This is a genomic window from Wenzhouxiangella sp. XN201 (genome assembly GCF_011008905.1).
GTDB lineage: Bacteria > Pseudomonadota > Gammaproteobacteria > Xanthomonadales > Wenzhouxiangellaceae > Wenzhouxiangella.
This window is the reverse complement of the sequence record NZ_JAAIVI010000020.1, coordinates 360,333-382,686: the sequence shown is the minus strand read 5'-3', so window position 1 is coordinate 382,686 and position 22,354 is coordinate 360,333. Positions and strand designations below refer to the sequence as shown.

The following is a 22,354-nucleotide window of genomic DNA, read 5'->3' as shown; positions in this document are numbered from 1 at the left end:
AAGTTCGACGTCTACGTGTGAATGGGAGAAGCCCTCCCGCCGTATGGCGGGGTGTAGCACACCGAAATCCTGCCGGAAGGCTTTTAGCCGCCAACGCCGCCGGGCCGGCGATCAGGGTTCAACGGTGTGGCTGAAGCGCAGATCACCGCCATCAAGGTAGACACGCAATCTGCGGCGTTCGAACAGGCCCAGGAAAGGCGGTTGCATTCTTTCCTCGCCGGCTCGCGACTCGTGCCGGACGATGGTTTCGTGTTCCTTGAGCAAGGTCGAGCGAACCAGCTGATAGAGCTCCCGGCGACCCTTGTCGTCGGCTTGCACAAATGCTTCTTCCGACGCCTGCATTTCACTCAGGGCGTCGAGCGCGCTCGCACCCCACAATCGCAGGTTGTTCCAGGTGGTCGTGAACTCACGCAATGCGCGACGCGGGTCGGGGATACGCTCGACCAGGTCGGCAAACTCGGCCAGTTGCCGGGGCAATTCGGCCAGCCCCAGCAGGCCGCAGTCCGGATTGAAGTGCAGGCGGTGGGCGTGCATATAGGTCACCATCCGTTGTCGTCGGTTGCGGGCGGTGCGGCGGTCGGCCCGCTCGAGGCGAGTGGCCTCGGCCCGCAGCAGGGACTCGGCGGTGCGGTAGAGTTTGGCCACGTGGTGGCGTGTGATGTTCTGGCGCCGGAAGTCACAGGCCAGGTGATCGAGCAAATCGATGACACGCGGATCGAGCCAGACGCCCACGCCGTTGCGATTGTCGCGCGGATGCTGGAACAACGGCGTGATGCGGCGCTTTTTGTCGATCGTCTCCGAGCGCAGGCTGACGATATCGAGCAATCGGCCATCGCACAGCTGCATGGCCGACTCGAGATCGAGCATGACCTGCCTGTCTTCCCGCCCCTGCCGCTTGAGCCGGATGGCCTCGTCGAGATGCCGACTCACCCGCTCCTGTGCGAGCTGCCGCCCCTTGAGCCGGCGCGTCTCCTCGTCGGGTGGAACGCAGTCGACAAGCGAACCGTAGACGATCTCCCACGCCGTGGTGCCGCGGTTGGCGATATCCTGCTCGAGCAGCAGCGCATCGATGCGCGGCAGCTCCCCACCCTGTTTCCTCAGCACCGTCGGCTGCGTGCCCTCGCTCAGCCCCAGGCTGCTGAACTTCCAGCTTGAGTAGCGGATCGAAGTGGGCAGCCCCTCACCATGAGCGAGGTTGTCCACGGCGCCTTCGCGACCGAAGTGAATACCGGAACAATCGCCCTCGAACGTCGGCTCGCCCACGGTCAGGCTGTCGAGCTCATGGCTCTCGAGACAGTCCCAGCCCTGTTTCCTGGCTTTTTGCAAAACACGAAACGCCTTGCCGGGAAAGTTGAGGATGTTTTCGGGTTTCAGGTCGGTATGGGTGACATCATCCTCGAGCATCTGGTGCCCGTTTCGGAACAGGTTGGCCGCCATGCGCAGTCGATGGCTCAGCGAGCAGTCTTCGATCAGGCGCTTTTGGGCCCGAAAATCTGAAAGCATGCCCTCGTAACTCCAGTCGAAAACGGCCAGCAACAGCTTGCGCTCGTAATCGACGGTGACCTGGTGCAGAAGTGGGCCGATATTTCGGCTGAACAGGCCGCTCCAGTCGGCCTCGATGGCTTTCCGGCCCGGTGCTCCGTTCGGGTCGAGGACATTGTCGCGTTCGCTCAGCAGGCTGGTGGCGCTGGCCAGAATTTCGTCGGTCAAGCTCGGATGGGCACTGGCCTGGGCGACCAGGGCCGGTGCCTGCACGCCGTGAACATACTGGTGAGCCTGGATGAGGCGAACCAGATCCCCCACGGATTCGAATGGCACCGCTTTGACCGCCACGCGCTGATCGCCATTGCAGTAGGCTGCCACGTTGCGGTGACTGCCCATGACGCGCGGCGCGTCATCGTCATCGCGTTCCAGCACCCACTCCAGACCCTTCATCACAAAGCGATCGTGGTCGTGAAAATAGGCCTCGCACTCGCCGGGCCCGCCCCAGATTCGCTCTTCGGCATTGCGGCGCCAGGTGTTGCGGCCCAGTGCCCGAAGCCGGTCGGCTGTGCGGTTCTCGACGAATGCCCGGAAGCGCTTTTCAAATATGCTGCCGGGAGTAAGGTAGGCCAGCTTGCCATTGCGCCCGCGAAAGGCGATCCCGCGGGCATTGCCGATCAGGACGCTGGTAATCGATTGCGCATAGCATCCATCATCTCGCTGATGGGGACGCACCGACATTCGCAGCGAAATCGGCCCTTCTCGCCCTGCCTTGCGATCGAAATCAAAGCTCTGCATGGCTTCACGAAAGGCGTCGCGGCCGGCAGCCGCCGGCCTGGGTCGGGTCACGATGTTGTGGTTGAAGTTCTGAATCGTGGCCAGGAGATCCAGCTCGCTGGCGCCGTGGTCGGGCAAAAGTATCCCGTTCAGCCACCCCCCCAGTTCCCGATTGCCGTCGCTTTGTGCGGCCATCAAGGCGAAGATCCGGCGGAAGTAAGCCTGGCGCAACTTCTCCCGGCCCCTGACTTGCTCGACAGTGTGGACGCAGCCGTTGAAATGGAGCGGATCCTCGATGCGCGCATACAAACGCACCTTGCCCAGGTTGACCTGGTGCACGGCACCGTCGTACGAAGCGGTGTAACGGAACCGCAACTCCACATAGACCACGGCCGGATTGCCGGTCGGGAAGATCCGGCATGGCCGGGCTTCGAGATCGGCGAAACGCGCCGTGCCCAGTGCTGAATCGTCCTGGCCGGTCCGGTGTTGCACCAGCGGAATATGCGGGATACGCCGCGCGAACTCGTTGACCAACGCATGTTCCCGCCTCAGCACCCTCTGCAGAGCCGCTTCGGAAAGCCTCCGATCGTTGCGGGCAGAAGAGAACAGGCGGGAATGCAGGTACGCGATCAAGGGGTTTCTTATGGCGTCATGAGACCGGAATCAGCCCGAAGCACTTTACTGGAGGCATCCGGGCGCGGCAAGTCGGCGAATCACCCCGCGCATCTCGGACCTTCGGGCAAGGACTCAGCCCTCCAGGCCGACGACCAGGGCCGCCAGGCCGGCAAGCACCACCACGGTGATCAACATCCAGCGGATCATCGCTCGTCGCGCCGCTTCGGCACCTTCGGATTCAAGCCGCTGAAATTCGTGCTCGTTCAGCGCTGTTTCGGCGGCATGCTCGGGATCTTCCAGCAGCGCGACAGCGTCTTCGGCCTGCTCGGGCAGCACGGCCCAAAGCGCGGCCCGGAACTGGCCCTGGTGAGCCAGGTTGAGCCTGAGCGAGGTCATGTCGGAGACATGCGTGGCAATGCCGCGCGACCGCAGAAACGCGGCACGTTCCTCAGCCTCCGAGCGCGAGGCAAACTTTGCGATCATCTGCATGGCAACAAAACTACCATGATCGGCAGATGGCGACGTGGATCACGGGGCCTTGCTATCATCGGTCGCATCGCTCCCCGGAGAAACACGATGTCAATCCGCAAACCATTCCGCGTTCGAGCCTTGGCGGTCATACTGATCACAGCCGTTCTGGCCATCGCACCCGCGCTCGCTCAGAACACCGCCAAGCCCATCCTGCACGGCAAGCACTGGGTGGCCGTGACCGGCAAGCCACTGGGCGCGACCGCCGGCGCGAAGATGTTCGAGCGCGGCGGAAACGCTGTCGATGCCGCGGCGGCGATGCTCGCCGCTACCGCCACCATGTGGGACACGCTCGGCTGGGGCGGCGAGACCCAGGCACTGATCTACAACCCCGAGACCGGCGAAGTCATCGGCGTCAACGGCGTCGGCGTGGCACCGACCGGGGCGACGCCGGAGTTCTTCCGCGACCAGGGCATGCTCTACCCGCCCGAGTACGGCCCGCTGGCTGCAGTCACCCCCGGCACGCCCGGCAGCCTGATGGTGATGGTCGCCGAATACGGCAAGCTCAGTCTGGCCGAGGTCCTCGCCCCCGCCATCGAGATGGCCGAGGGCTATCCCATCGAAAAAGCGCAGGCAGACAACATGGAGCGCCGGCGCGAAGTGATCGAGCAGTGGCCATCCTCCAGAGAAGTCTTCCTGCCGCACTACGACCCGGAAAATCCGGACCAGCGGGCCGCGCCACGCGAAGGCGAAGTCTTCGTCCAGGAAGACCTTGCCAATACCCTCAAGAAACTGGTCGAGGCAGAGCAACAGGCGCTGGACGAAGGCAAGAGCCGCAAGGAAGCCATCCAGGCCGCCTACGATCGTTTCTACACCGGCGACATTGCCGAGGAGATCGTCTCGGCTACGCGCGAGGCTGGCGGCCTGTTCACCCTGGAAGATCTGGCCGAGTGGGAGGTCAAACTCGAGGAGCCCGTGACCACCGACTACCGCGGCATCGACGTCTACAAGCTCACGACCTGGACCCAGGGCCCGGTGATGCTACAGGCGCTCAACATCCTGGAAGGATTCGACCTCAAGGCGATGGGTCACAACTCGGCGCGCTATATCCACACGCTCTACCAGGCCATGAACCTGGCCTTCGCCGACCGCGATTTCTACTACGGCGACCCTTACTTCCCTCCCGAAGAGCCGATCGAGGGCCTGCTGTCGAAGGACTATGCGGCCGAACGGCGCAAGCTGATTCCCGAAGACCAAAACCTGACCGAATACCTGCCCGGCAATCCGTACCAGTTCCAGGCCGGCGACAACCCGTACGAGGAACTGCGCCAGAACTGGCAGATCGTGCCGCCCGACGCCGAAGCCGAAGGCGAGGAAGGCTTCCAGCAGGCGCATCTCATGGACTTCGAGGAAGGCTTCCGCGCCGGCACCACCGCGATCCAGGCGGCCGATGCCGACGGCTGGGTCGTTTCCATCACTCCGTCGGGGGGCTGGGTACCGGCCTTCATCGCGGGTGAATCCGGCATCGGCCTGAGCCAGCGCATGCAAAGCTTCGTGCTCGACGAGGCGCTCAACCCCTACAACGTCGTTGCACCCGGCAAGCGCCCGCGCGTGACGCTCACCCCCTCGATGGCCCTCAAGGACGGCAAGCCCCTGATGGCGTTTTCGGTGCAGGGCGGCGACACGCAGGACCAGAACCTGCTGCAATTCTTCCTCGGCATGGTCGAGTGGGACATGAACGTGCAACAGGCCGCCGAAGGTCTGGGCAACATCATGAGTTACCAGATGCAGAGCAGTTTCGGTGCCCATCAGGCCGAACCCGGCCGGCTGGAGGTTCCGAAGGAAATGACTACGCCTTACACCCGGGCAGCATTGTCGAAGATGGGGTACGACGTCGAAGTGGTGGAACGCGTCTACAACCCGACCCAGGCGATCTGGTTCGATTGGGACAATGGCACCATGCAGGGCGGAGCCAGCGATCAGGGCGAGGATTACGGCATTGCCTGGTAGGCCGGACGTCCTCTGCTGCAACTTGCCTCGATTAGCGGCAGTGCTTTGCCTGTGTGCGGCGATGCCGTCGGTACTGGCTGAGCCGGCCGGACTGCGCGAGACTCCGGAACGCTGGGGACTGGCCATCGTGGATGTCGAGACCACCGGCCTGGATCCGGACCATCACGAGGTGATCGACCTGGGTGCGATCTATACCGATCTGGAAGGCAATGAAATCAGTCGCTTCTTCGTCCGCATCCAGCCGGATCACCCGGAACGAGTCAGTGACGTCGCCAAGAGCATCAACGGATTCTCGGTGGAGCGGTGGCAGTCTCTGGACGCAGTGACCCCCGAAACTGCGGCAAGTCGATTCGTGGCATTTCACAAGGAGGTGTCGTCGAGCCGGCAGTTCCTGTTCACCGCCTACAACGCCAGTTTCGATCGGCGCTTCCTGAATGCGCTGCTCCTGCGCCTGGAAACCGAATTCCTCGATCTTTACCCGTACTACACGCTCGATCTTCCGTCCATGGCCTTTGGTGCCGGAAGTCCATCCATGATCAATGCGGAAGTTGCAGAGCACTTCGATGTGTCTCCGGAAACAAGGGACCCGCTGCAACACACGGGCATCTCGGGCGCCGAATGGAATCTGGCGCTGTATCGCGCCATGCTCGAAGCCGGTTTCGGGCCGGCTTCACGGGGCAAGTGAATGAGTTCGCGACAGCCTGGCGCCGGTGACATAGAGCGCAGGGTCGTCACGGCACATACGGCTTCGAGGGCAATGGTGCTAATCTCCTGAGAACCAACAAGCAAGAGGGACCCAAGCCATGACCACGGAACTCTACTATCTGACCCTGAGCGCACTGCTTGCTGCATTCCTATGGGTGCCCTACACCCTGAACGTGATCGCCGCCAACCCGATCACCGACGCCGTCGGCTATCCCGAACAACCACTGAGAATGGCACCCTGGGCCGAACGGCTGAAGAAGGCGCACTACAACGCGGTCGAGAACCTGGTCGTCTTCGCCGCACTGATACTGACCGCCCACCTGCTCGATGCCGGCAACGGCATGACCGAGGCCGCGGCCATGACCTACTTCTGGGCACGCGTCGTGCACGCCGTCGCCTACACCGCGGCAATACCCTGGGTCCGCACCCTGGCATTCGCAGTCGCCTGGGCGGCCATGGTCCTGATCGCCTGGGTAATCCTGCACGGCTGAACGAGCGTCACTCGGAGTCGATAGCGGGACCAGGCTACAAGCGCACCGCTTCTCCTTGGAGAATGCTGCCTGGGCACTTCGCAACGGGCGCGAAACCCCATCGGCGTCAATGGGTGGAATGCGTGGTCGTTCACCCTGACCTTCGACGAACCGGCCGAGCTGATCCGCTATTTCTGCGAACTTCACGGTGGCCTAGGCGGCACGGGCATGTCGGGCACGATTACGGTTGAGTCCGCCGAGCCGGACGACCAGGTGTTCGCAGACCGCTTCGAGCAGCTCTGAGGACGCACCCTTGAGCTAGCCTCCCAACCCAGATAGCCACCCGACTAGCTGGCTTCTTGGTTCGGCTCTGGCTAATCCTTTATCTGAATGGAGATATCGCCACTTCTCTCATAGTGGGCCATCTTTATTTCTTCCAATCTGGCCCCATTTCCAAGCAGGCGGATTGCTTCTTGCAAGTCTCTTTCAGAAATATGATTGCGTTTCATGCTTTCCCATTGGATCTCGCCGTCTTTTACCAGGATTTGGAAGTTTCCCTTCACCAGGTCACCAACAGAGTCCCATCTGAAGGAAGTCACCGCCATCAACCAGTGAAGGAACACGAGGGTAAACGCGGCAATGATCGAGGCAAAGAATGGTGCATTCCCGGTAATGGTCCTGCCCAGTATCGAGCCGAGAACAATTCCTAGAACGATGTCAAACGCGGTGTGCTTACCAAAGATCCTCTTCCCCCCAAGACGCACCATGATGATCGCGAGAAAGAACACGATGGTGGCCCGGACTGCCGCTTGCCACCAAAGAATGGTCTCCTCACCACTTCCGATTAGATATTGAATCATTTCCATTTTGGCTACTCCTGGACTCAACCGCTAATACTGACGCCTCTGAAGTGGCGCAAATCGGGACAATCATAGCCCCTGCGACCCACCTATACCGGAAAGGCTCTTATACGGAAAGCTCTAGCTTAGTCACCGGATCAATAAGGTTGCCCGCACTCGTTTGGAGAAACGAGTGCGGGCGCCACGTGCTTCGATCGATTCGGGTGAGGGAGCCCGGTCACGATGCGTTCATCCGACTGAGCGGATAAATGCGCGTGGTTCTGGATGCTCCTTGCGAGCAGCCAATGCCAGATTGCCAGACTCCGGAACGGATCGTCAGTGCGGTAGCGCACAGATCCTGCGGCTCCTGACGGCTGAATATCAACTCGGCCGGAAACTGCCTGAATGCCTGGTGCAAATGCAACGAAATTCTGATGTTATGCAGCAGCGGGGCTCACCCACCAGGCCCTGCCCAAGGAGAACAATATGCCTTTAGAACGAACTCAAGACAGCATGCTGGGCGATCTACTAAAAATCGTATTAGCAGTGATTCTACCGCCCCTTGGTGTATTTCTCGAGGTTGGTCTGGGCAAGCACTTCTGGATCAATATCATTCTTACATTGCTCGGATTTATACCCGGCATTATTCACGCGGTTTATATCATCGCCTCCAGATGAAACTGGAACATGCCTGCAAAAAACAATCCAGATTCCATAAATCGTGAGACGCTGATAAAACTTCAGAAACTCTCGGACTTGATGGATAGGGCCTTTACCATACCCGGAACAAATGTTCACTTCGGCTTGGACTCCATTGTCGGCCTGATTCCGGTGATTGGAGATACTTTAACCGTCGCGGTATCAGGCTACATATACAGTTTCGCCAAACAGGCTGGCGTTCCCGGACGTAAACGGATGCGAATGGCCTGGAATATCTTTATCGACTGGCTGGTCGGACTCATTCCCCTGTTAGGAGATATCTTTGATGTTGCGTTTAAAGCAAACAGCAAGAATGTCCGTATCATCATGACACACGTTGAAAGTCATATTGATACCGATACCATGGGCTTTGATTATGAGCGTACAGCCTGATACAAGGCGCCGGTCGCCCCGGACCCCGGTCGCTGTTCCGTGTTTCACTTTGTCTATGATATTCGCTCTTACGATTACCCCCTCCTTATCTCTTGGCCAGTCAGCATGCTCGGGAATTCACGTGGAAATTATGGATATCAAGAACAGCACCGGGACCGTAGCATGCGCACTTTTCGATGCACCAGAGGGTTTCCCGACTGAGTTTCTCCGCCATGCGACGCGCATCATGATGATGAAAATCGAGGACACGAAGGGACGCTGCGACTTTCTGGATATAGAACCCGGCACGTATGCCTTGGCCGTCATTCATGATGAAAACATGAACGGCAAGATGGACACCAACTGGCTGGGAGCCCCCGAGGAAGGCTATGGCTTCTCATCGGGGGCAAAGGTCTCCATGAGCGCGCCCTCGTTCGAGGACGCGAGCTTTTCCTACGATGGGGAAAACTTGGATCTTACGATCAGTTTGAATTACTAGAAGACCCATGGATCCCTGAGTTGAGCGGGGCAGCTGTTTCCTGCGCGGACTGTAGGCAACCCGCAGGACAGCGGCGCGGGCGGGCGGATTTTCTCGCTCGAGATCTGGGACCGGAGCTCGCTCCGGAAGTGATTTTCAGCGATCGGTTTGAAGGGTCGCCGACGTTATAAGTACATGGCGTTGGCAGGGCCGTGCCAAGCTGCTATACGAGATCCCGGCACAAGGCCGGGATGACAGATCAACTCAATTTTGTAGTTTCGACGCCAGGATTTTGACGCCGCGGCGTATCTCTGCCGGCGGTGCAGCGGTGAAGCAGAGGCGGATGTGTTCGGGGTAGGGGCCAAAACTGGGACCGGGGGCGACCAGTACGCCGGCCTCGGCCAGGTCGCCGAGAAAACCGTCCAGACCTCGATCATCAAGGGCGTGCGAAACATCCGGGAACAGGAAGGTACTGCCCTTGGGTTCTGGCAGCTTGAGGGCCATGGCGGCGTGCCGGCCCAGTTCGGCATATTTCTCACGCGCATTCGCGACCCAGTCGTCGGCCGCACCGTCAAGTGCTTTCAGGGCGGCCAGTTGCGAGGCCGAGCAGGCCGAATAGTTGATGTTGGTCATGATGCGCTTGACCGCATCGATGGCCTCATTGGGGCCGGTCAGGTAGCCGCAGCGGTTGCCGGCCATGCCGTAGGCCTTGGAGAAGCTGTGTACGGAGATCGTGTTGTCCGGCGAGAGCGAACGGGTGTAGACGTGTTCACCTTTGTAGACGTAGTCCTCGTAGACATCGTCGGAGAAAATCCAAAGATTGTGCTTGCGCGCCCACTTGCTCATCGCTTCGAGCCAGTCGCGCGGCAGTAGCCGGCCGGTGGGGTTGTGCGGGGTGTTCCAGTAGACAGCTACGGTCTTGTCGCTCCGGTGCTGCTCGAGACGTGCGACGGCTTCTTCGGCGGCCTCAACCTCGGTCATCATGGGCACGTCCACCGGCGTGGCACCGAAGGCGCGCACGCTGCCAGCGATCAGCGGCCAGTAAGGGGCGATCAACAACACCTCCTCTCCGGGCGATACGAGGGCGCCGACCACCGCGGCCAGGCCGGCCGTCGCGCCGCCAGTGACCAAGACCTGGCTGCGTTCGGTGGCGATACCAGTGCGCTCGCCGTGGACTTCGGCGATGCGATCGCGCAACTGTGGATAGCCCGGCACGGGCGAGTAGCGGTGCATGCCGGGATGGTCGTCGATCGTTAGGTCCTGCATGCGGCAGCCGTCTGCAGGTTCCATCCAGGTGTCGCCGACATGCAGCGGCACCGGGGGCCGGCCGGAAGCGGGCTTTTTCTTGAGTCCGGAATAGACCGAGCCCTTTACGCCCTGCACGGACTCGGCGATCTCGGGGAATCTGGGCATATCCTCTCCATGGGAGTGATTCGATGGCTCCAATGTAGAATTTGTCGCCATGAAACTCAAACCAGAACACAGGACTGTCATTGCTTACGTGGTCGCGTTTGTGCTCCTGGGAGCGGGACTCGCCGCCACTGGGTGGTTCCCCCCGGGATACGAAAAATTGGCCTTCCCGATTGCGGCATTGATCATCCCGGTGACCGTCGTGGTGGTGTTGGTACTCATCGACTATTGAGGGGTCTGGAGAGAACCACGAAAGTCAGGATGAAGATTGTTCGAAGGTGTGAGTCAGGGCGGATTGATCGACCGGAAGCCTGCTTGAAGCGCGCTGTAGCCGGAGAAAGCCAGCAGTCCCAGGCCCATGGCGCCCAGCAATATTCGGCCATGGGTGTGCGCGAGCAACCAGTCCAGGGCGCCCTCGAGCCCCTGCGTTTCGTCCGGGGTCACTCTCCAGGCGGCCAGTATCAGAAGATAGCCAATGATGAGAAAGACGAGACCGCGTGCGTAGAGACCTGTGCGGCAGACCGGATCGGTCCAGCGGCGCTTGTCGGAGGGGATTTGAAGAAACCGGTCATACTTTTTCCGATAACCCTTGACCAGATGTGCAACGCCCGCACCCAACACCGCGATACCGACGACCGCCACCGCCCAGCGGCCCGCCGGTTGCGACATCAGCCAGCCAACCCAGGTTCGGGAACCGTTGTCGCCGCTGTCATAGACGACGAAGATGCCCAGTTGGAAGACAATGTCGAACATGAGCAACGCCAGCAACAAATGCAGGATGCAGCTGACCAAAAGCCCCATGCGCACCACCAGCCCCTTGAGCGAGCGTCCGTGATCATCGGTGTCGAACACCGCCTCGGCAAAGCGCCACATCGAATAGCACAGCAGCCCGAGCAGAATCACCACCAGCAGGGTCGAACCCCCAGGATGATTCAGCAGTTCACCGAGCGCGCCGCGCGTGCTCTTCGGTGTCATCAAAAGCGCAAACAGGCCCAGCAGCACGTAAACCGCCGCACGCGCCGCATAACCCACCCGCGCCAACAACGTGAAAATTCGTTCGTACGTCTCGACGAGGCGGCCGCTACGTGCCCGTGGTGATGTGACCATCGATGATCCTCGCCGGGAAAGAGTTGGTGCAACAGCATCTTCGTGTTGTCACGATAGATCGCTCTCGACTCCGGCAGCCAGTATAGACCGGGCCCCATTGATGAGGCCGCTGACCAGAAATGGAGTCAGGGTCCCTGATTGCGTGAATTGGAGCCATCTGGATGACCTGGCGCGCTGCGCCTGGACCGAATCAACTCGGCGAGGGCAAACCCGACCAGCAGCCAGAACCCGCCTACGAGGAACCCGGCAACCACGTCGCTGGTGTAGTGCAGGCTCAGCAGCATGCGGCTGAAACCGATGAGCACGATCAGCACCGCCGACCAGAACACGATCTCGAAGCGCCGCCGGACCGTGACTGCCTCTCTTGAGAGCACATAGGCGATGAAGCCGTAGACGGCAATGGCGCTGGTAGCGTGGCCGCTGGGAAACGAGGGCGTAACGGCTATGATTTCGGTCAGGAACTCCGGTCGCTCGCGACCAAAGCCATATTTGCCCGCGTAAGTCGTCATCTGCGAGCCAAGCACCACCACCCACAGCGGCATCACGAGGTGTCCATGACGAAGCGCCAGCAGCAGGCCGGTGGTGACGGCCGCCACAGCCACAACGGCTGAAGCATTGGCCCATTCGGTGATGAAGGCAAAGACATGCACAATTTCGTCGGTGCGGAAGACGGCAAGGGCATCGTTGATACCCTCATCCATCCTGACCAGCTCCTCGGCCTCGCGCAGTTCATCGATCAGGCCGCCGAGCAGGGCAGCGATGTAGACGGCAGCCAGCACCATCAGCGTAAGCGCCAGACCAGTGAATTTTCTCGGAGTCAGGCGTGCTTCGATCAAAGCCATGGTGCGCGGAAACATCTTACCCAGGTTGGCGCGTGTCGAGCGGAAAAGCTCACCCGGCCGCCCCGTTGTGGCCACTGAACTGGCTTTGGCAATCAAATGATTGGTGCTTTTGAGCGACAACCAGGCCAGCCAGCGGACGAGGATCAGGGCGACGACCAGCGTGGCCAGAAAGATCAGGTTGGTTTCCAAACCGGGCGCCTTCGCCATGTTTTTCTCGGTTTGAATATACCCCGGCGCCCGCACGAATGCGTAGGTTCGCAGCCAATTGGTCCCGGGAGGTCACAAGGGCCAAGATTGGACGTTTCCATCCAATTCGGATCGGGATTGACGGCCGAGGCCGTATAATCGCGGTTTGATCTTCATTGTGAATGCTGCTGATGCTCCGCCTGCTCCACCCTTTGATGGCGCTATTGCTGATGACCGCCTTGCCGGCCCTGGCCGCGCAGCAGGCGTCGGGCAGCAATGAATGGGCAAAGCTTGATCGCGAATTCGGCCAGATTCTGGAATCGGCGGCTGTGCCGGGTGCAGCCTGGGCCGTCGTGCGCGACGGGCATATCGTGCACGCGACCGGATTCGGCGTGCTCAGCAGCGGCGGCACTCGACCGGTAACACCCGAATCCGTCTTCCGCATCGCCTCGGTGTCCAAGACTTTCGCGGCCCAGCTCACCGGCCAACTTGTGTCCGAGGGCACGCTGCGCTGGAACGACCCGGTCCGGCGTTTCGTGCCGCAATTCACCCTGGCCCGGCCCGATCATGCGCAGCGGCTGACCATCGAACACCTGCTCGGCCAGTCCGCCGGCATCGTGCCCAACGCCTACGACAACCTGCTTAACGCCGGGCGCACGCTTGATCAGATCCTGCCTCAGTTTGGCCAGGTCGAGCCGATGTGCCCACCCGGTGAGTGCTACTCCTACCAGAACGTGCTGTTCTCCCTGCTCGAGCCAGCGATCAAGGCCAGCACCGGGCGCGACTACGCCGAGTTGCTGGAAGAGCGCCTGTTCGAACCCCTGGAGATGCAGCAAGCTTCGGTCGGCCTGGCCGGTTATCTGTCGGACCAGAACCGCGCAACGCCGCACGTCAAAGTCAATCGCTGGCGCTGGGCGCCGACGGACGTCAACGAGAACTACTACCGGGTTGCACCTGCAGCCGGGATCAATGCCAGCGCCCTCGACCTGGGCCAGTGGTTGATCGCCCAAATGGGGCATCGTCCCGACATCATTGCCCCTGAACTGGTCGGCGAGCTGACGCGAAAACGCCTGCGCACGGCCCGTGACATGCGCCAGAAGAGCTGGCGCGGCCTGCTGACCGATGCCCACTACGGCCTGGGCTGGCGGATTTACACCGTCGGCGATGAAGATATCGTCATGCACAGTGGCTGGGTCCGCGGCTTCGTCGCCCAGGTGGGCTACTCACGCGACCGTCGTACCGGTATTGCAGTCCTTTTGAACGCCGAAACCTCCGCACTCAACGCCATGACCGCGCATTTCTGGAAGCAGACACTGGCCGAACCGTCGCTCATCGCCCGGGATGAGCGACCAGGCGCCGAACCCCGCCCTGGCAATTCCGCCACGCCGATTGCTGCTATTTCCGGGCGAACCGACATCGCCGAAGGGCCATGAAACCTTCCGTCCTGCTCGGCACCGCCACAATCCCGGACACCAACAAGCAGATGCTGCTCTACCAGCACGAGGTGAAGTTCTCGATCACCATCCCCGGTCGGGGCGAGTTGATGAACAGCCGGGTCAACGGGTCTGAAAAGGCGCTGGCGGAGCTGACCTGCGAGCGGATCAAGAATGTCTCGAATCCGCGATTGCTTATTGGCGGCCTGGGCATGGGCTTCACGCTGGCCTCGGCCCTGAAAGCAACCGGACCCGACGCCGAAGTGGTCGTGGCCGAGCTGGTACCGGAAGTGGTCGACTGGAACCGTGACCTGATGGGCGAACCGGCCGGTCATCCCCTGGCCGACCCACGCACCACCGTCTACGTGGGCGACGTCAGTGACGTGATCCGCAAGCCCGAAAGCGGCTTCGACGCGATCCTGCTCGACGTCGATAACGGGCCCGAGGCACTGATCCGGCGCGAGAACGACTGGCTCTACTCGACCGCCGGACTGGCCGCCATCGCCCGCTCATTGCGGCCCGGCGGCGTTCTGTCGATCTGGTCGGCCGGACCCGACCGCCTGTTCGTCAAGCGTATGAAGCAGGCTGGCTTCCAGGTCGACGAACGCGTCGTGCGCCCTCACCGGGCTGGCAAGGGCGCACGTCATTTCATCTGGTTCGGCACGCTGAGCGAGTGATCGCTTACTCGACCGTAAATACTTTGTGCATCTCGCCGGCGTTGATTTCCGAAATCCACAGGTAACGCCCGGGGGACAGGTCGACGGTCAGGTAACCGTGATTGCCGGCTTCCATGTGCTCCACGCCGCCGAGGAATTCCACCGGTGCGGGCGCGCGCAGGCCGCCGACGTTCGACCAGTCCATCCAGAAAACAATCTCTTCAAGATCCGAGTCCTCCCCGAGCCGCGCCAGGTTGACGTCATAGGGCATGAACGTCTCGGGGCGGTCGTTGATATCGACCCGAATCGTCTGCCGGCCGGCAGGCAAGGTCTCGGGTGCCTCGATCCCGTCATTCGAGATGGCAATCGTAAAGTCGGACTCGGGTTCGACACCCTCGTCTTCCTGATCGGTCACCTCGACCTGGGTCAGCATGCCCATCGAAGTGTGCCAGGTACCGTCGGTCGACTTGACGTAGCACTCCATCAGGTAAGTGCCCGCTTCCGGTACCCGGAAGCTGGACTGGGTCGTCTTGCCAGGCGCCACCAGACCTGCGCCGCCGATATAGGTCATCTGCAAGCCCCATTCGGGGATGTTCTCAACCAGGAAGTTGCCGATATCGGCTTTTTCAATCTCGCCATTGCGAATACCCGCCATTACAGCGTCGAATGCCGGCACCACTTCGCGGCGCTGGTCTTCGATGGTCCTGCCTTCGGCGAGGCGGTACATGATCACGAAATGGGTCTGCTGGCCCTGGTTATCGAGGCGCATGGTGTACCAGCCAGTATCCATCTGCTCGGGCGCCTCGATGGAGAAGTCCCGCGCAATAACGTCGATCACACGCTCTTCTGGTGCATCCGGTGCGGCTTCGGCACCTGCTTCAACGTCGTCCTCAGCCGCATTCGACGGCGTCTCAGACGCGTCTGGTTTTCCCGGCTCTTCCTGTTCCTGCGAAGTGTCCGCACCGCATCCGGCCAGGCTGAATATCAGTGTCGCGAGAATCAATGCCCTTAATGTCGATACATTTTTCATGACGTCCTCCCGTCAATAGGCAGAAGTTGCGCTCTCACGGTTGCGCCGGCAGCTCAATGGGTTTCGGTCGCACCGCGATGGAGCAGTTCGAGCCAGCGATCGGGCGGGATAAAGCCACCACCCCACTGCTCGTCGAATTCCGAGGTAATGCCTGCGGCCTGGATCTCCTCCAGGGACATGCCCTGCTCGATCGCATCGCCGAGCCGTTCGTGAACGATCTTCAGCATCTCATGATAGCCGAGCAGTTGCTCACGGTCGATGAGCGGCCCGTGCCCTGGAATGATGGCAGTGTTTTCGTCGGCCAGTTCGGCGATACGCTCCACACCTGCAATCACGCCATCAAGGCTCCCGCCAGAGTCGACATCGACAAAGGGATACAAGCCGTAGAAAACCACGTCACCGGCATGGATGACATTGGCCTCGGGCAGGTGTACCACCGAATCGCCATCGGTATGCGCATGCGGCAAATGGAAGCTGCGAATCTCGTGGTCACCCAGGTAAAAAGAGATTGCGTCATTAAAGGTCACCACCGGCAGGGCCCCATCGGCAGATGCCGGCGTGGTGCGGCCGAAGAACTCACTCACCTGCTCGCTCGACATGCGTTCGCGCACGTTATCGTGGGCAACTACCAAGGTGCCCTTTGCAGCCAGGTTTTCGTTGCCCCCGGTGTGGTCACCATGCCAGTGCGTATTGAGCACGAACTTCACCGGCTGGTCGGTGACGGAACGAACCGCCGCCAGAATCTTGTCGGTCAACGGCGCGTACTGATCATCAATCAGGAAGGCCCCGTCTTCGGACACCACCAGGCCGATGTTGCCACCGCGGCCGGTGAGCATATAGACACCCTCGGCGACCGTCTCGACGCCGATCTCGACATCTTCCATGGATTGTGCAGACAGCAACCCGGAAGCGAGCAACAACCCCGCGAAGAGGGCGATTCCAGTGATTCGATGCAGCATGAGATTCTCTCCCTGCTCAGGACTCTGAGCGTTTCATCCTACCAATTCCACGTTACCCGGGCCTTTTTGGCCGAAGCCGCTTCACCCGCCGGGCTGCTCGTCCAGTCTTTGCTCGAGCCTTTCTGCCCTGGCCAGGAGCGGATGCCCTGCGACTACGTCACTGGCCTGCAAACGGACGGCAGCAATCTCGACCAGTTCGCGGGCACCTTCCGCCTCGGACATGGACAGCAACTGCTCGGCACGCCGGATTTCCAGCCGGGCGATCACGGAGACGTCTCCAGGTTCCAGGCGCGCCTGTTCGATCAAGGAGTCAGGAATAATCGAGGCCTCGACATCCGTCAGCCCGGCCATGGCACAGGCTGCCTCGGCTTCGGCCAGCGCCCGCGAGCTCTCCGACACCAGCGCCGAGCGAGCGTTATCGAGTAATGGCTCAGCCTGCGTCGGTTGACCGATCTCGCAGCGGTAGCGTGCCAAATCGGCCTGCGCCTCGGCGATACGGCCCGGTGGAGCTTCCTGGCCCATGCTCATCCGCTCGATAGCCACTTCAATGCTCTCAGCGGCTTGTTGATATCGATGGGCATCGCCATAGAGCTCTGCACGGTAATAATGGATGAAGAAATCTTCCTCGACCGTATCGAGATCGAGCAGGCGACGCCACTCCTCGGCGCTGCGTTCGATCAACCGTTCGGCTTCCTCGAACCGCCCTTGCCATCGCCGGATATCGGCCAGGCCCAACAGGCTGGTAGCACGCGTGCCCTGGGGCAAGTCGCCGAATGGTTCGAGCAAGTCCAGCACTTCATTGTGACGGAACTCGGCCAGCCGATACTGGCCGATCTGGGCGTGCAGGCCGGCCAGGTTCACGAGCGTGGTAGCCAGTGACAATGGACTCACCTGTTCATCGGTGCGCTTGAGGCGCAGCACTTCCTCGAATTGTGAAATGGCCCGTTCGAACTGACCGGAACGCCCGGCCACCACCGCCAGGTCACCGGCCAGACGCAGCTGCAGATCGTCAGTGTCTGCCCTTGAGCGAGCCGAGCGCTGGACGTCCTCGAGGATTTCGGCGGCACGCTCGTGCTGTTCTCGCCGCATGTGAAGTCGACCGAGATCGCGCTGCATCTCCAGACGCTCGATCGCTTGCGGATTGTGTCGATCAAGCATCGCAATGGCGTGCTCGAGCGCCGATTCCATGGCATTGAATTCATTCCGGAGACGCGTCCGGTCCACGTCCAACATCGCCAGCCGAATCGCCAGAGCTTGATGAGCTTCGGTGTCAACCAGGCTATGCGCTTCCTCGATAAGGACATCAGCCTGATCGAGCTGCTTGCGCGAGAGCAGGATCCCGGCGAGCGTCAGCATCAAATCCGCTCGTACCTCGGGCGGACCGGTTACCGGATCGCGCGCTTGCTCGATACCCTGCTCGACGATCTGACGAGTGGTGGGCATTTCGTCCGGCGGCAGGTCAGGAATCTCGGCTTCGAACAAATCGAGCAGGAAGCGATTGGTGGCTTCCGCCCGCGCCTGTGATGCCTCGGCCGCTTGGGCATTACGCTCGGCCCGATCTGCGGCAAGGCGCGCGCGGTCCGCCTGCCAGAACGCCACTGCTGTCCCCGCCAGCAGGGCCACGACAGCGAGAACGCCTGCCGTAGCGAGGCTGCGATGGCGACCGAACCAACGTCTGAAGCGATAGACACTGCCACCCTTACGCGCGGCCACCGGGAAACCATCGGACCAGCGATCCAGGTCATCGAGCAAGGCTTCGACACTGCGGTAACGGTTCTCCGGTTTGGCGGTCAGGGCCTGCCCGATGATGGCATCGAGATCGGCATCGTCGCTGGTAAAGGCGCGCACTCCGACATCTCCATTCGACTCGGTAAACCCGCCGCTGATCAGGCGAGTTTGTTCTGGCGCCGAGCGAATGCCATGTCCGGCAATCAGCCTGAAGAGTAAGGCGCCCAGGGCGAAGACATCGTCGCTGATCGACGGCGCTCGACCGGCCAGACGTTCGGGAGAAGCGTAGCCGGGAGAACACCAGCGCATCGGCTCAACCGCAGTTGAGGAAGAAGTCGAGTCAGCCAGGCGCGCGGCAATGCCGAAATCCAGGAGCCTCACCCGCCCGTTGTCGTCGACCAGGATATTGCCGGGCTTGATATCGCCGTGAGCCACCAGCGCGCGATGACAATAGGACACTGCGTCGGCCACCTGCCGGAACAACGCGATCCGCTCATTCCGCGATGGTTCATGACGATCGCACCAGGCATCCAGGGCGAGTCCGTCCACGAATTCCATGGTCAGCCAGCCCACCCCGTCCTCGCGCACACCGCCGTCGACGAGCCGTGCGATTCCGGGATGCTCGAGTTGCGCCAGGGTGCGCACTTCCTGCTCGATGACGGACTGGGCATCCGCATCAATGGCATCCGGATCGAGCACCTTGATAGCCACCCGCATCTCGAAACGGCCGTCGGCGCGCTCGCCTTCGAGCACCAGACCCATGCCGCCCCGCCCCACGTGCTCGCGTGCCCGCCAGGGTCCGAACTGCTGACCGACAAGCTCTTCCGGGGCGGGGCCGCCCGGTGCGCCGCTCAATCCACGGGCAAGATCGTCGATTCTGCGATCAATGATGAGCGAGCGGTCGGCGTCGTGAGCCTCGAGCAATTCGTTCAGCCACCGGCGCACGGAATCGGGGACATCGCGACCGGCCATGATGTGTTCGCGCTCGCTCGAAGGGCGCGTGGCCAGCTCATCGAACAGGGCCGCGGCCTGCGACCAGACCTGGCGATCAGGGGTCACGGCGCCAATTGCGTGCGCAGGTAGGCCCGGGCACGCGCCCAGTAACGTGCGGCACTACGGCGGGAGGTGACCATCATCTCGGCCGCTTCTTCGAGCGTCGCGCCGCCGAAAAAGCGCAGAACGACCAGCTCCGCCGCGTGGGGATCGAGCCGCTCCAGCCGCTCCAGCGCCTTCTCGAGGGCGAGCAGGTCATCACCCGAATCATTGTTGACGCTCGGCAATAACTCCTCGAACAGAGGTAGTTCCATCGCGCGGTCTCGCTTCTCCGCACCGCGATAGCGCGCATAGTCGACCAGCAACTGCCGCATTGCCAGTGCAGCGGTCTTGAGGTAATGCATGCGATTGTTGGCCGGTGCATCGGACTGCTCAAGCTTGAGCCAGGCCTCGTGCACCAGGGCGGTGGTGTTCATGGTTTGCTGGGGGTTCACCGAACGCGCATTCCGGGCCGCCTGGCGCAACTGGCGATAAACCTGGACGAAGTACTCGTCCCGAGCGGAAGCTCTGGACAATTCCCCCCGAGTATCCCGCTCGACCTCCGTCATTGCGACTCCCTGACCCGTGATTACTCGAAGGCGCCCGAGGCGCGTCTTGGAAGGATTCTCTGCGGTTTTGGCACGGAAATCAAACCAGAGTCACTAGAACCACTGAAACCGCTCCCGATTCGGGACCGGAATCGCCCAACCCATTGATAAAAAAGGACATGACGGATTAATAAATGATTTCCAATGCCGGCCTTGTGCCTGCCGGCCCCCTTCTCGGCGAGGGCTGTCTACGGCGTCACACATCAGGGACGACGAAGTCGTGGAGTACAACCCCGATACGTGGGGAATTCGTTCCAACGGCGGTTGAACTGAATGAGCATCCGAGCTGGCAGCGCGCCGGTTTCGACGCCCTGGCAGCCATCAAGCGCGGCGACCTCATTTTCGCCGATCGGTTCGAGGATTCAACAGGCACCGGGAGCTGGCAGCGCTCCCGGTGCTCTTTATCATGCTTACTTGAGCGTGGCCTTGAGCGAGATCTCGGCGGCAGCCAGCACCTTCGATACCGGGCAACCCTGCTTGGCCGCTTCGGCATGCTTCTGGAACTCGTCGTCATCGATGCCCGGCACCACGGCCTCGGTCACCAGTTCGATCCTGGTGATTCCCGGCCCGTCGTCACCCACTTCGAGATGCACACTGGCCTCAGTCTCGACCGAGTCGGGTGTGTGACCGGCCTCGGCCAGGATGTTCGACAGCGCCATCGAGAAACAGCCGGCGTGCGCGGCGGCGATCAGCTCTTCGGGATTGGAGCCGGTGCCTTCCTCGAAACGCGAACTGAAGGAATACTGACCTTCCCAGGCACCGCTACCGAACGCCATGCGGCCCTTGCCTGATTTGAGGTCACCCTGCCAGTGGGCATTGGCTTTTCTTACGCTCATGTCATCGCTCCTGGTTTGCTGAAGTCAGGACCAATTGTACGCTCCACGCCTGTGAACGGTAGCGCAACGCTAAGATTCGAGCGACGCCGGCACTGTAGGCTCGATACCCGGGTTGGGCGTATGCTTTCACCCATGAGTGGATCGACCCTGTTGCTCACCAATCCCGGCAGCCGTTCCGGCGACGGCGATATCGATCAGGCGGCGGAGAGGCTGCAAGACGGCGGTCGCGTTGAAGTGATCAGGCCGGACAAACCGCAGGAGCTGCCGGATGCCATTCGCGAGCGCGCACGCGAATTCGACCGTATTGTGCTCGGCGGCGGCGATGGCACGATCAACCTCGCCCTCGACGCTCTGCTGGACGTCGACATCCCCGTCGGCATTCTGCCCTTGGGCACCGCCAATGATCTGGCACGATCGCTCGGCATCCCCGGCAAAGTCGATGGCGCCGTCGATGTCATCCTGGCCGGACACCTGTGCCGACTCGACGCAGGCCGCGCCAACGACGTGAGCTTCATCAACGCCATCGGCATCGGCATGGGCCCGCAGATGACGCGCGAGATGGACCCTGAGTCCAAGGCGCAGCTCGGCGTGTTGGCCTATCTCAAGGGAATCGTGGAGGTTCTTCAGCGCAAGCACGTCTTCCACGCCCGCATCGAAAGCGAAGAACGCTCGGATGAAGGTGAGTATATGCAGATCACCATTGCAAACGGCATTCACTATGGTGGCGGCATGACCATCGCCGACGATGCCAAGCTCGACGACGGCCGGCTGGATGTACTACTGGTGCCGAAACAAAGTCATTTGAGCCTGCTGGGCAATGCGCACCGATTTCGCACCGGGGTCACGCGCCCGTCCGATACTCTTGTGCACTGGCGCTGCAGCGAGATCAGCATCGAAACCGGCACCCCGATGGACGTCACGGCCGACGGCGAGATTCTGACCAGAACACCGGTCAAATGCCGCGTCATTCCCTCGTGCCTGTCGATCTACGCGCCGCGCTGAAACCACTTTGCGTCATGACACCATCATGCTCTGCGGGTCGAGCAACTGTACGGACCGGGCCGGGGCGGATAGACTGCATGGCAGCACCATCGTCGAGCAAGCATGGAGCCGAAGGTCATGAACGAACCGATCGTCTACAGCGATGAACAGGCCGCCCTTTTAGACGCCCATGCTCACGCCTGCGCGTTGTCCCAGCGCTACAACCATGCCTGTGATGAACTGCTCGATGGCGGCGAACTCAGGGATCGCCTGAAAGTTCGGCACGAGGCGCTGCGCACCCTTTGCGACACCCTGGAAGCCCGCATCCGTGACAGAGGCATGCTGCCGCACGACATCAACGTCGATCGCGAGGATCTCGCACGCCTGGCTGATCGCTTCCGAGAGTGGCTTGATCACGAACGCCATTCATACCTTCAGCGCGCCCTGGCCGACCGGGAAGCTGAGCTTCTCGATCGCCTCGAGGCTCTGCACGACGCAGGAATCAACGACGACGCGGTGAAGGAAGCCCACGCCGCCGGCCGCCGAATGATCGAAATACTGCAGAAGGACTGAACGCGTTCAGCCGTCCATGCGGCACAGCCCACCCGGCGGTGTCGCCGCCCCAACCATT

At 61.3% G+C, this 22,354-nt stretch carries 22 protein-coding genes; 11 read left to right on the top strand and 11 right to left on the bottom strand.

Annotated elements, in window-relative coordinates; genetic code table 11:
* Positions 1 to 111: 111 nt before the first annotated feature.
* Together G4Y73_RS11180 and G4Y73_RS11175 are read right to left on the bottom strand one after the other, a co-directional pair.
* Complete coding sequence (locus G4Y73_RS11180) at positions 112 to 2,892, bottom strand: hypothetical protein (RefSeq protein ID WP_164231721.1); 2,781 nt, start codon at positions 2,890 to 2,892, stop codon at positions 112 to 114.
* Positions 2,893 to 3,006: 114 nt separating this feature from the next.
* The gene (locus G4Y73_RS11175) at positions 3,007 to 3,363 is read right to left on the bottom strand and encodes a hypothetical protein (RefSeq protein ID WP_164231720.1); all 357 of its coding nucleotides are present in this window, start codon (positions 3,361 to 3,363) and stop codon (positions 3,007 to 3,009) included.
* Positions 3,364 to 3,450: 87 nt separating this feature from the next.
* Between G4Y73_RS11175 and G4Y73_RS11170 the strand changes: the two genes are divergently transcribed.
* The 3 genes from G4Y73_RS11170 to G4Y73_RS11160 all read left to right on the top strand — a co-directional run bounded on the left by G4Y73_RS11170 (position 3,451) and on the right by G4Y73_RS11160 (position 6,548).
* Positions 3,451 to 5,352 carry a gamma-glutamyltransferase gene (locus G4Y73_RS11170; RefSeq protein ID WP_164231719.1) on the top strand — a complete coding sequence of 634 codons (1,902 nt, stop codon included), beginning with the start codon at positions 3,451 to 3,453 and terminating at the stop codon, positions 5,350 to 5,352.
* A 61-nt stretch (positions 5,353 to 5,413) separates the two neighbouring features.
* A complete protein-coding gene (locus G4Y73_RS11165; protein WP_164231718.1) occupies positions 5,414 to 6,037 on the top strand; it encodes a 3'-5' exonuclease in 624 nt (207 codons plus the stop codon).
* Positions 6,038 to 6,155: 118 nt separating this feature from the next.
* A complete protein-coding gene (locus G4Y73_RS11160) occupies positions 6,156 to 6,548 on the top strand; it encodes an MAPEG family protein (protein ID WP_164231717.1) in 393 nt (130 codons plus the stop codon).
* Between the two features lie 353 nt (positions 6,549 to 6,901).
* On the opposite strand, the gene G4Y73_RS11155 is transcribed toward G4Y73_RS11160, so the two are convergent.
* On the bottom strand, positions 6,902 to 7,393 hold the full coding sequence (locus G4Y73_RS11155; protein ID WP_205596604.1) for a YetF domain-containing protein: 492 nt from the start codon (positions 7,391 to 7,393) through the stop codon (positions 6,902 to 6,904).
* Between the two features lie 486 nt (positions 7,394 to 7,879).
* Between G4Y73_RS11155 and G4Y73_RS11150 the strand changes: the two genes are divergently transcribed.
* From G4Y73_RS11150 to G4Y73_RS11140, 3 genes are all read left to right on the top strand, one after another.
* Complete coding sequence (locus tag G4Y73_RS11150) at positions 7,880 to 8,044, top strand: YqaE/Pmp3 family membrane protein (protein WP_164231818.1); 165 nt, start codon at positions 7,880 to 7,882, stop codon at positions 8,042 to 8,044.
* Positions 8,045 to 8,053: 9 nt separating this feature from the next.
* The gene (locus G4Y73_RS11145; RefSeq protein WP_164231716.1) at positions 8,054 to 8,458 is read left to right on the top strand and encodes a DUF4112 domain-containing protein; all 405 of its coding nucleotides are present in this window, start codon (positions 8,054 to 8,056) and stop codon (positions 8,456 to 8,458) included.
* 130 nt (positions 8,459 to 8,588) lie between these two features.
* The gene (locus tag G4Y73_RS11140) at positions 8,589 to 8,936 is read left to right on the top strand and encodes a DUF2141 domain-containing protein (protein ID WP_240451318.1); all 348 of its coding nucleotides are present in this window, start codon (positions 8,589 to 8,591) and stop codon (positions 8,934 to 8,936) included.
* Between the two features lie 243 nt (positions 8,937 to 9,179).
* Here the strand turns inward: G4Y73_RS11140 and G4Y73_RS11135 are convergent, their stop codons facing one another.
* Positions 9,180 to 10,328 carry a pyridoxal phosphate-dependent aminotransferase gene (locus G4Y73_RS11135; RefSeq protein WP_164231714.1) on the bottom strand — a complete coding sequence of 383 codons (1,149 nt, stop codon included), beginning with the start codon at positions 10,326 to 10,328 and terminating at the stop codon, positions 9,180 to 9,182.
* Between the two features lie 49 nt (positions 10,329 to 10,377).
* On the opposite strand from G4Y73_RS11135, the gene G4Y73_RS11130 reads away from it, so the two are divergent.
* Positions 10,378 to 10,557, top strand: coding sequence for a hypothetical protein (locus G4Y73_RS11130; RefSeq protein WP_164231713.1), 180 nt, complete (start codon positions 10,378 to 10,380; stop codon positions 10,555 to 10,557).
* Between the two features lie 53 nt (positions 10,558 to 10,610).
* Here the strand turns inward: G4Y73_RS11130 and G4Y73_RS11125 are convergent, their stop codons facing one another.
* Together G4Y73_RS11125 and G4Y73_RS11120 are read right to left on the bottom strand one after the other, a co-directional pair.
* Complete coding sequence (locus G4Y73_RS11125) at positions 10,611 to 11,432, bottom strand: DUF1206 domain-containing protein (RefSeq protein ID WP_276207556.1); 822 nt, start codon at positions 11,430 to 11,432, stop codon at positions 10,611 to 10,613.
* A 125-nt stretch (positions 11,433 to 11,557) separates the two neighbouring features.
* Positions 11,558 to 12,481 (bottom strand): phosphatase PAP2 family protein, encoded by a 924-nt coding sequence (locus G4Y73_RS11120; protein WP_164231711.1) that lies wholly within the window; start codon positions 12,479 to 12,481, stop codon positions 11,558 to 11,560.
* Between the two features lie 161 nt (positions 12,482 to 12,642).
* On the opposite strand from G4Y73_RS11120, the gene G4Y73_RS11115 reads away from it, so the two are divergent.
* Positions 12,643 to 13,893, top strand: coding sequence for a serine hydrolase domain-containing protein (locus G4Y73_RS11115; protein ID WP_164231710.1), 1,251 nt, complete (start codon positions 12,643 to 12,645; stop codon positions 13,891 to 13,893).
* On the top strand, positions 13,890 to 14,570 hold the full coding sequence (locus tag G4Y73_RS11110; RefSeq protein WP_164231709.1) for a hypothetical protein: 681 nt from the start codon (positions 13,890 to 13,892) through the stop codon (positions 14,568 to 14,570). The genes G4Y73_RS11115 and G4Y73_RS11110 overlap by 4 nt, the downstream gene beginning before the upstream one ends.
* Before the next feature lie 4 nt (positions 14,571 to 14,574).
* Here G4Y73_RS11110 and G4Y73_RS11105 read toward each other — a convergent pair whose 3' ends face one another.
* The 5 genes from G4Y73_RS11105 to G4Y73_RS11085 form a co-directional block, all read right to left on the bottom strand.
* Positions 14,575 to 15,579: a hypothetical protein gene (locus tag G4Y73_RS11105; RefSeq protein WP_164231708.1), complete on the bottom strand. Its 1,005-nt coding sequence runs from the start codon at positions 15,577 to 15,579 to the stop codon at positions 14,575 to 14,577.
* Between the two features lie 53 nt (positions 15,580 to 15,632).
* Positions 15,633 to 16,538 (bottom strand): MBL fold metallo-hydrolase, encoded by a 906-nt coding sequence (locus G4Y73_RS11100; RefSeq protein WP_164231707.1) that lies wholly within the window; start codon positions 16,536 to 16,538, stop codon positions 15,633 to 15,635.
* An 81-nt stretch (positions 16,539 to 16,619) separates the two neighbouring features.
* On the bottom strand, positions 16,620 to 19,325 hold the full coding sequence (locus G4Y73_RS11095) for a protein kinase (RefSeq protein WP_164231706.1): 2,706 nt from the start codon (positions 19,323 to 19,325) through the stop codon (positions 16,620 to 16,622).
* The gene (locus tag G4Y73_RS11090) at positions 19,322 to 19,834 is read right to left on the bottom strand and encodes an ECF-type sigma factor (protein ID WP_164231705.1); all 513 of its coding nucleotides are present in this window, start codon (positions 19,832 to 19,834) and stop codon (positions 19,322 to 19,324) included. The genes G4Y73_RS11095 and G4Y73_RS11090 overlap by 4 nt, the downstream gene beginning before the upstream one ends.
* 482 nt (positions 19,835 to 20,316) lie before the next feature.
* Entirely contained in the window at positions 20,317 to 20,742 is a 426-nt protein-coding gene (locus G4Y73_RS11085; protein ID WP_164231704.1) for an OsmC family protein, read from the bottom strand.
* Between the two features lie 132 nt (positions 20,743 to 20,874).
* Here G4Y73_RS11085 and G4Y73_RS11080 point away from each other — a divergent pair, with 132 nt between their 5' ends.
* Both G4Y73_RS11080 and G4Y73_RS11075 read left to right on the top strand, forming a co-directional pair.
* Entirely contained in the window at positions 20,875 to 21,744 is an 870-nt protein-coding gene (locus tag G4Y73_RS11080; RefSeq protein WP_164231703.1) for a YegS/Rv2252/BmrU family lipid kinase, read from the top strand.
* Between the two features lie 117 nt (positions 21,745 to 21,861).
* The gene (locus G4Y73_RS11075) at positions 21,862 to 22,296 is read left to right on the top strand and encodes a hypothetical protein (protein WP_164231702.1); all 435 of its coding nucleotides are present in this window, start codon (positions 21,862 to 21,864) and stop codon (positions 22,294 to 22,296) included.
* The last annotated feature ends 58 nt before the right edge of the window (positions 22,297 to 22,354 follow it).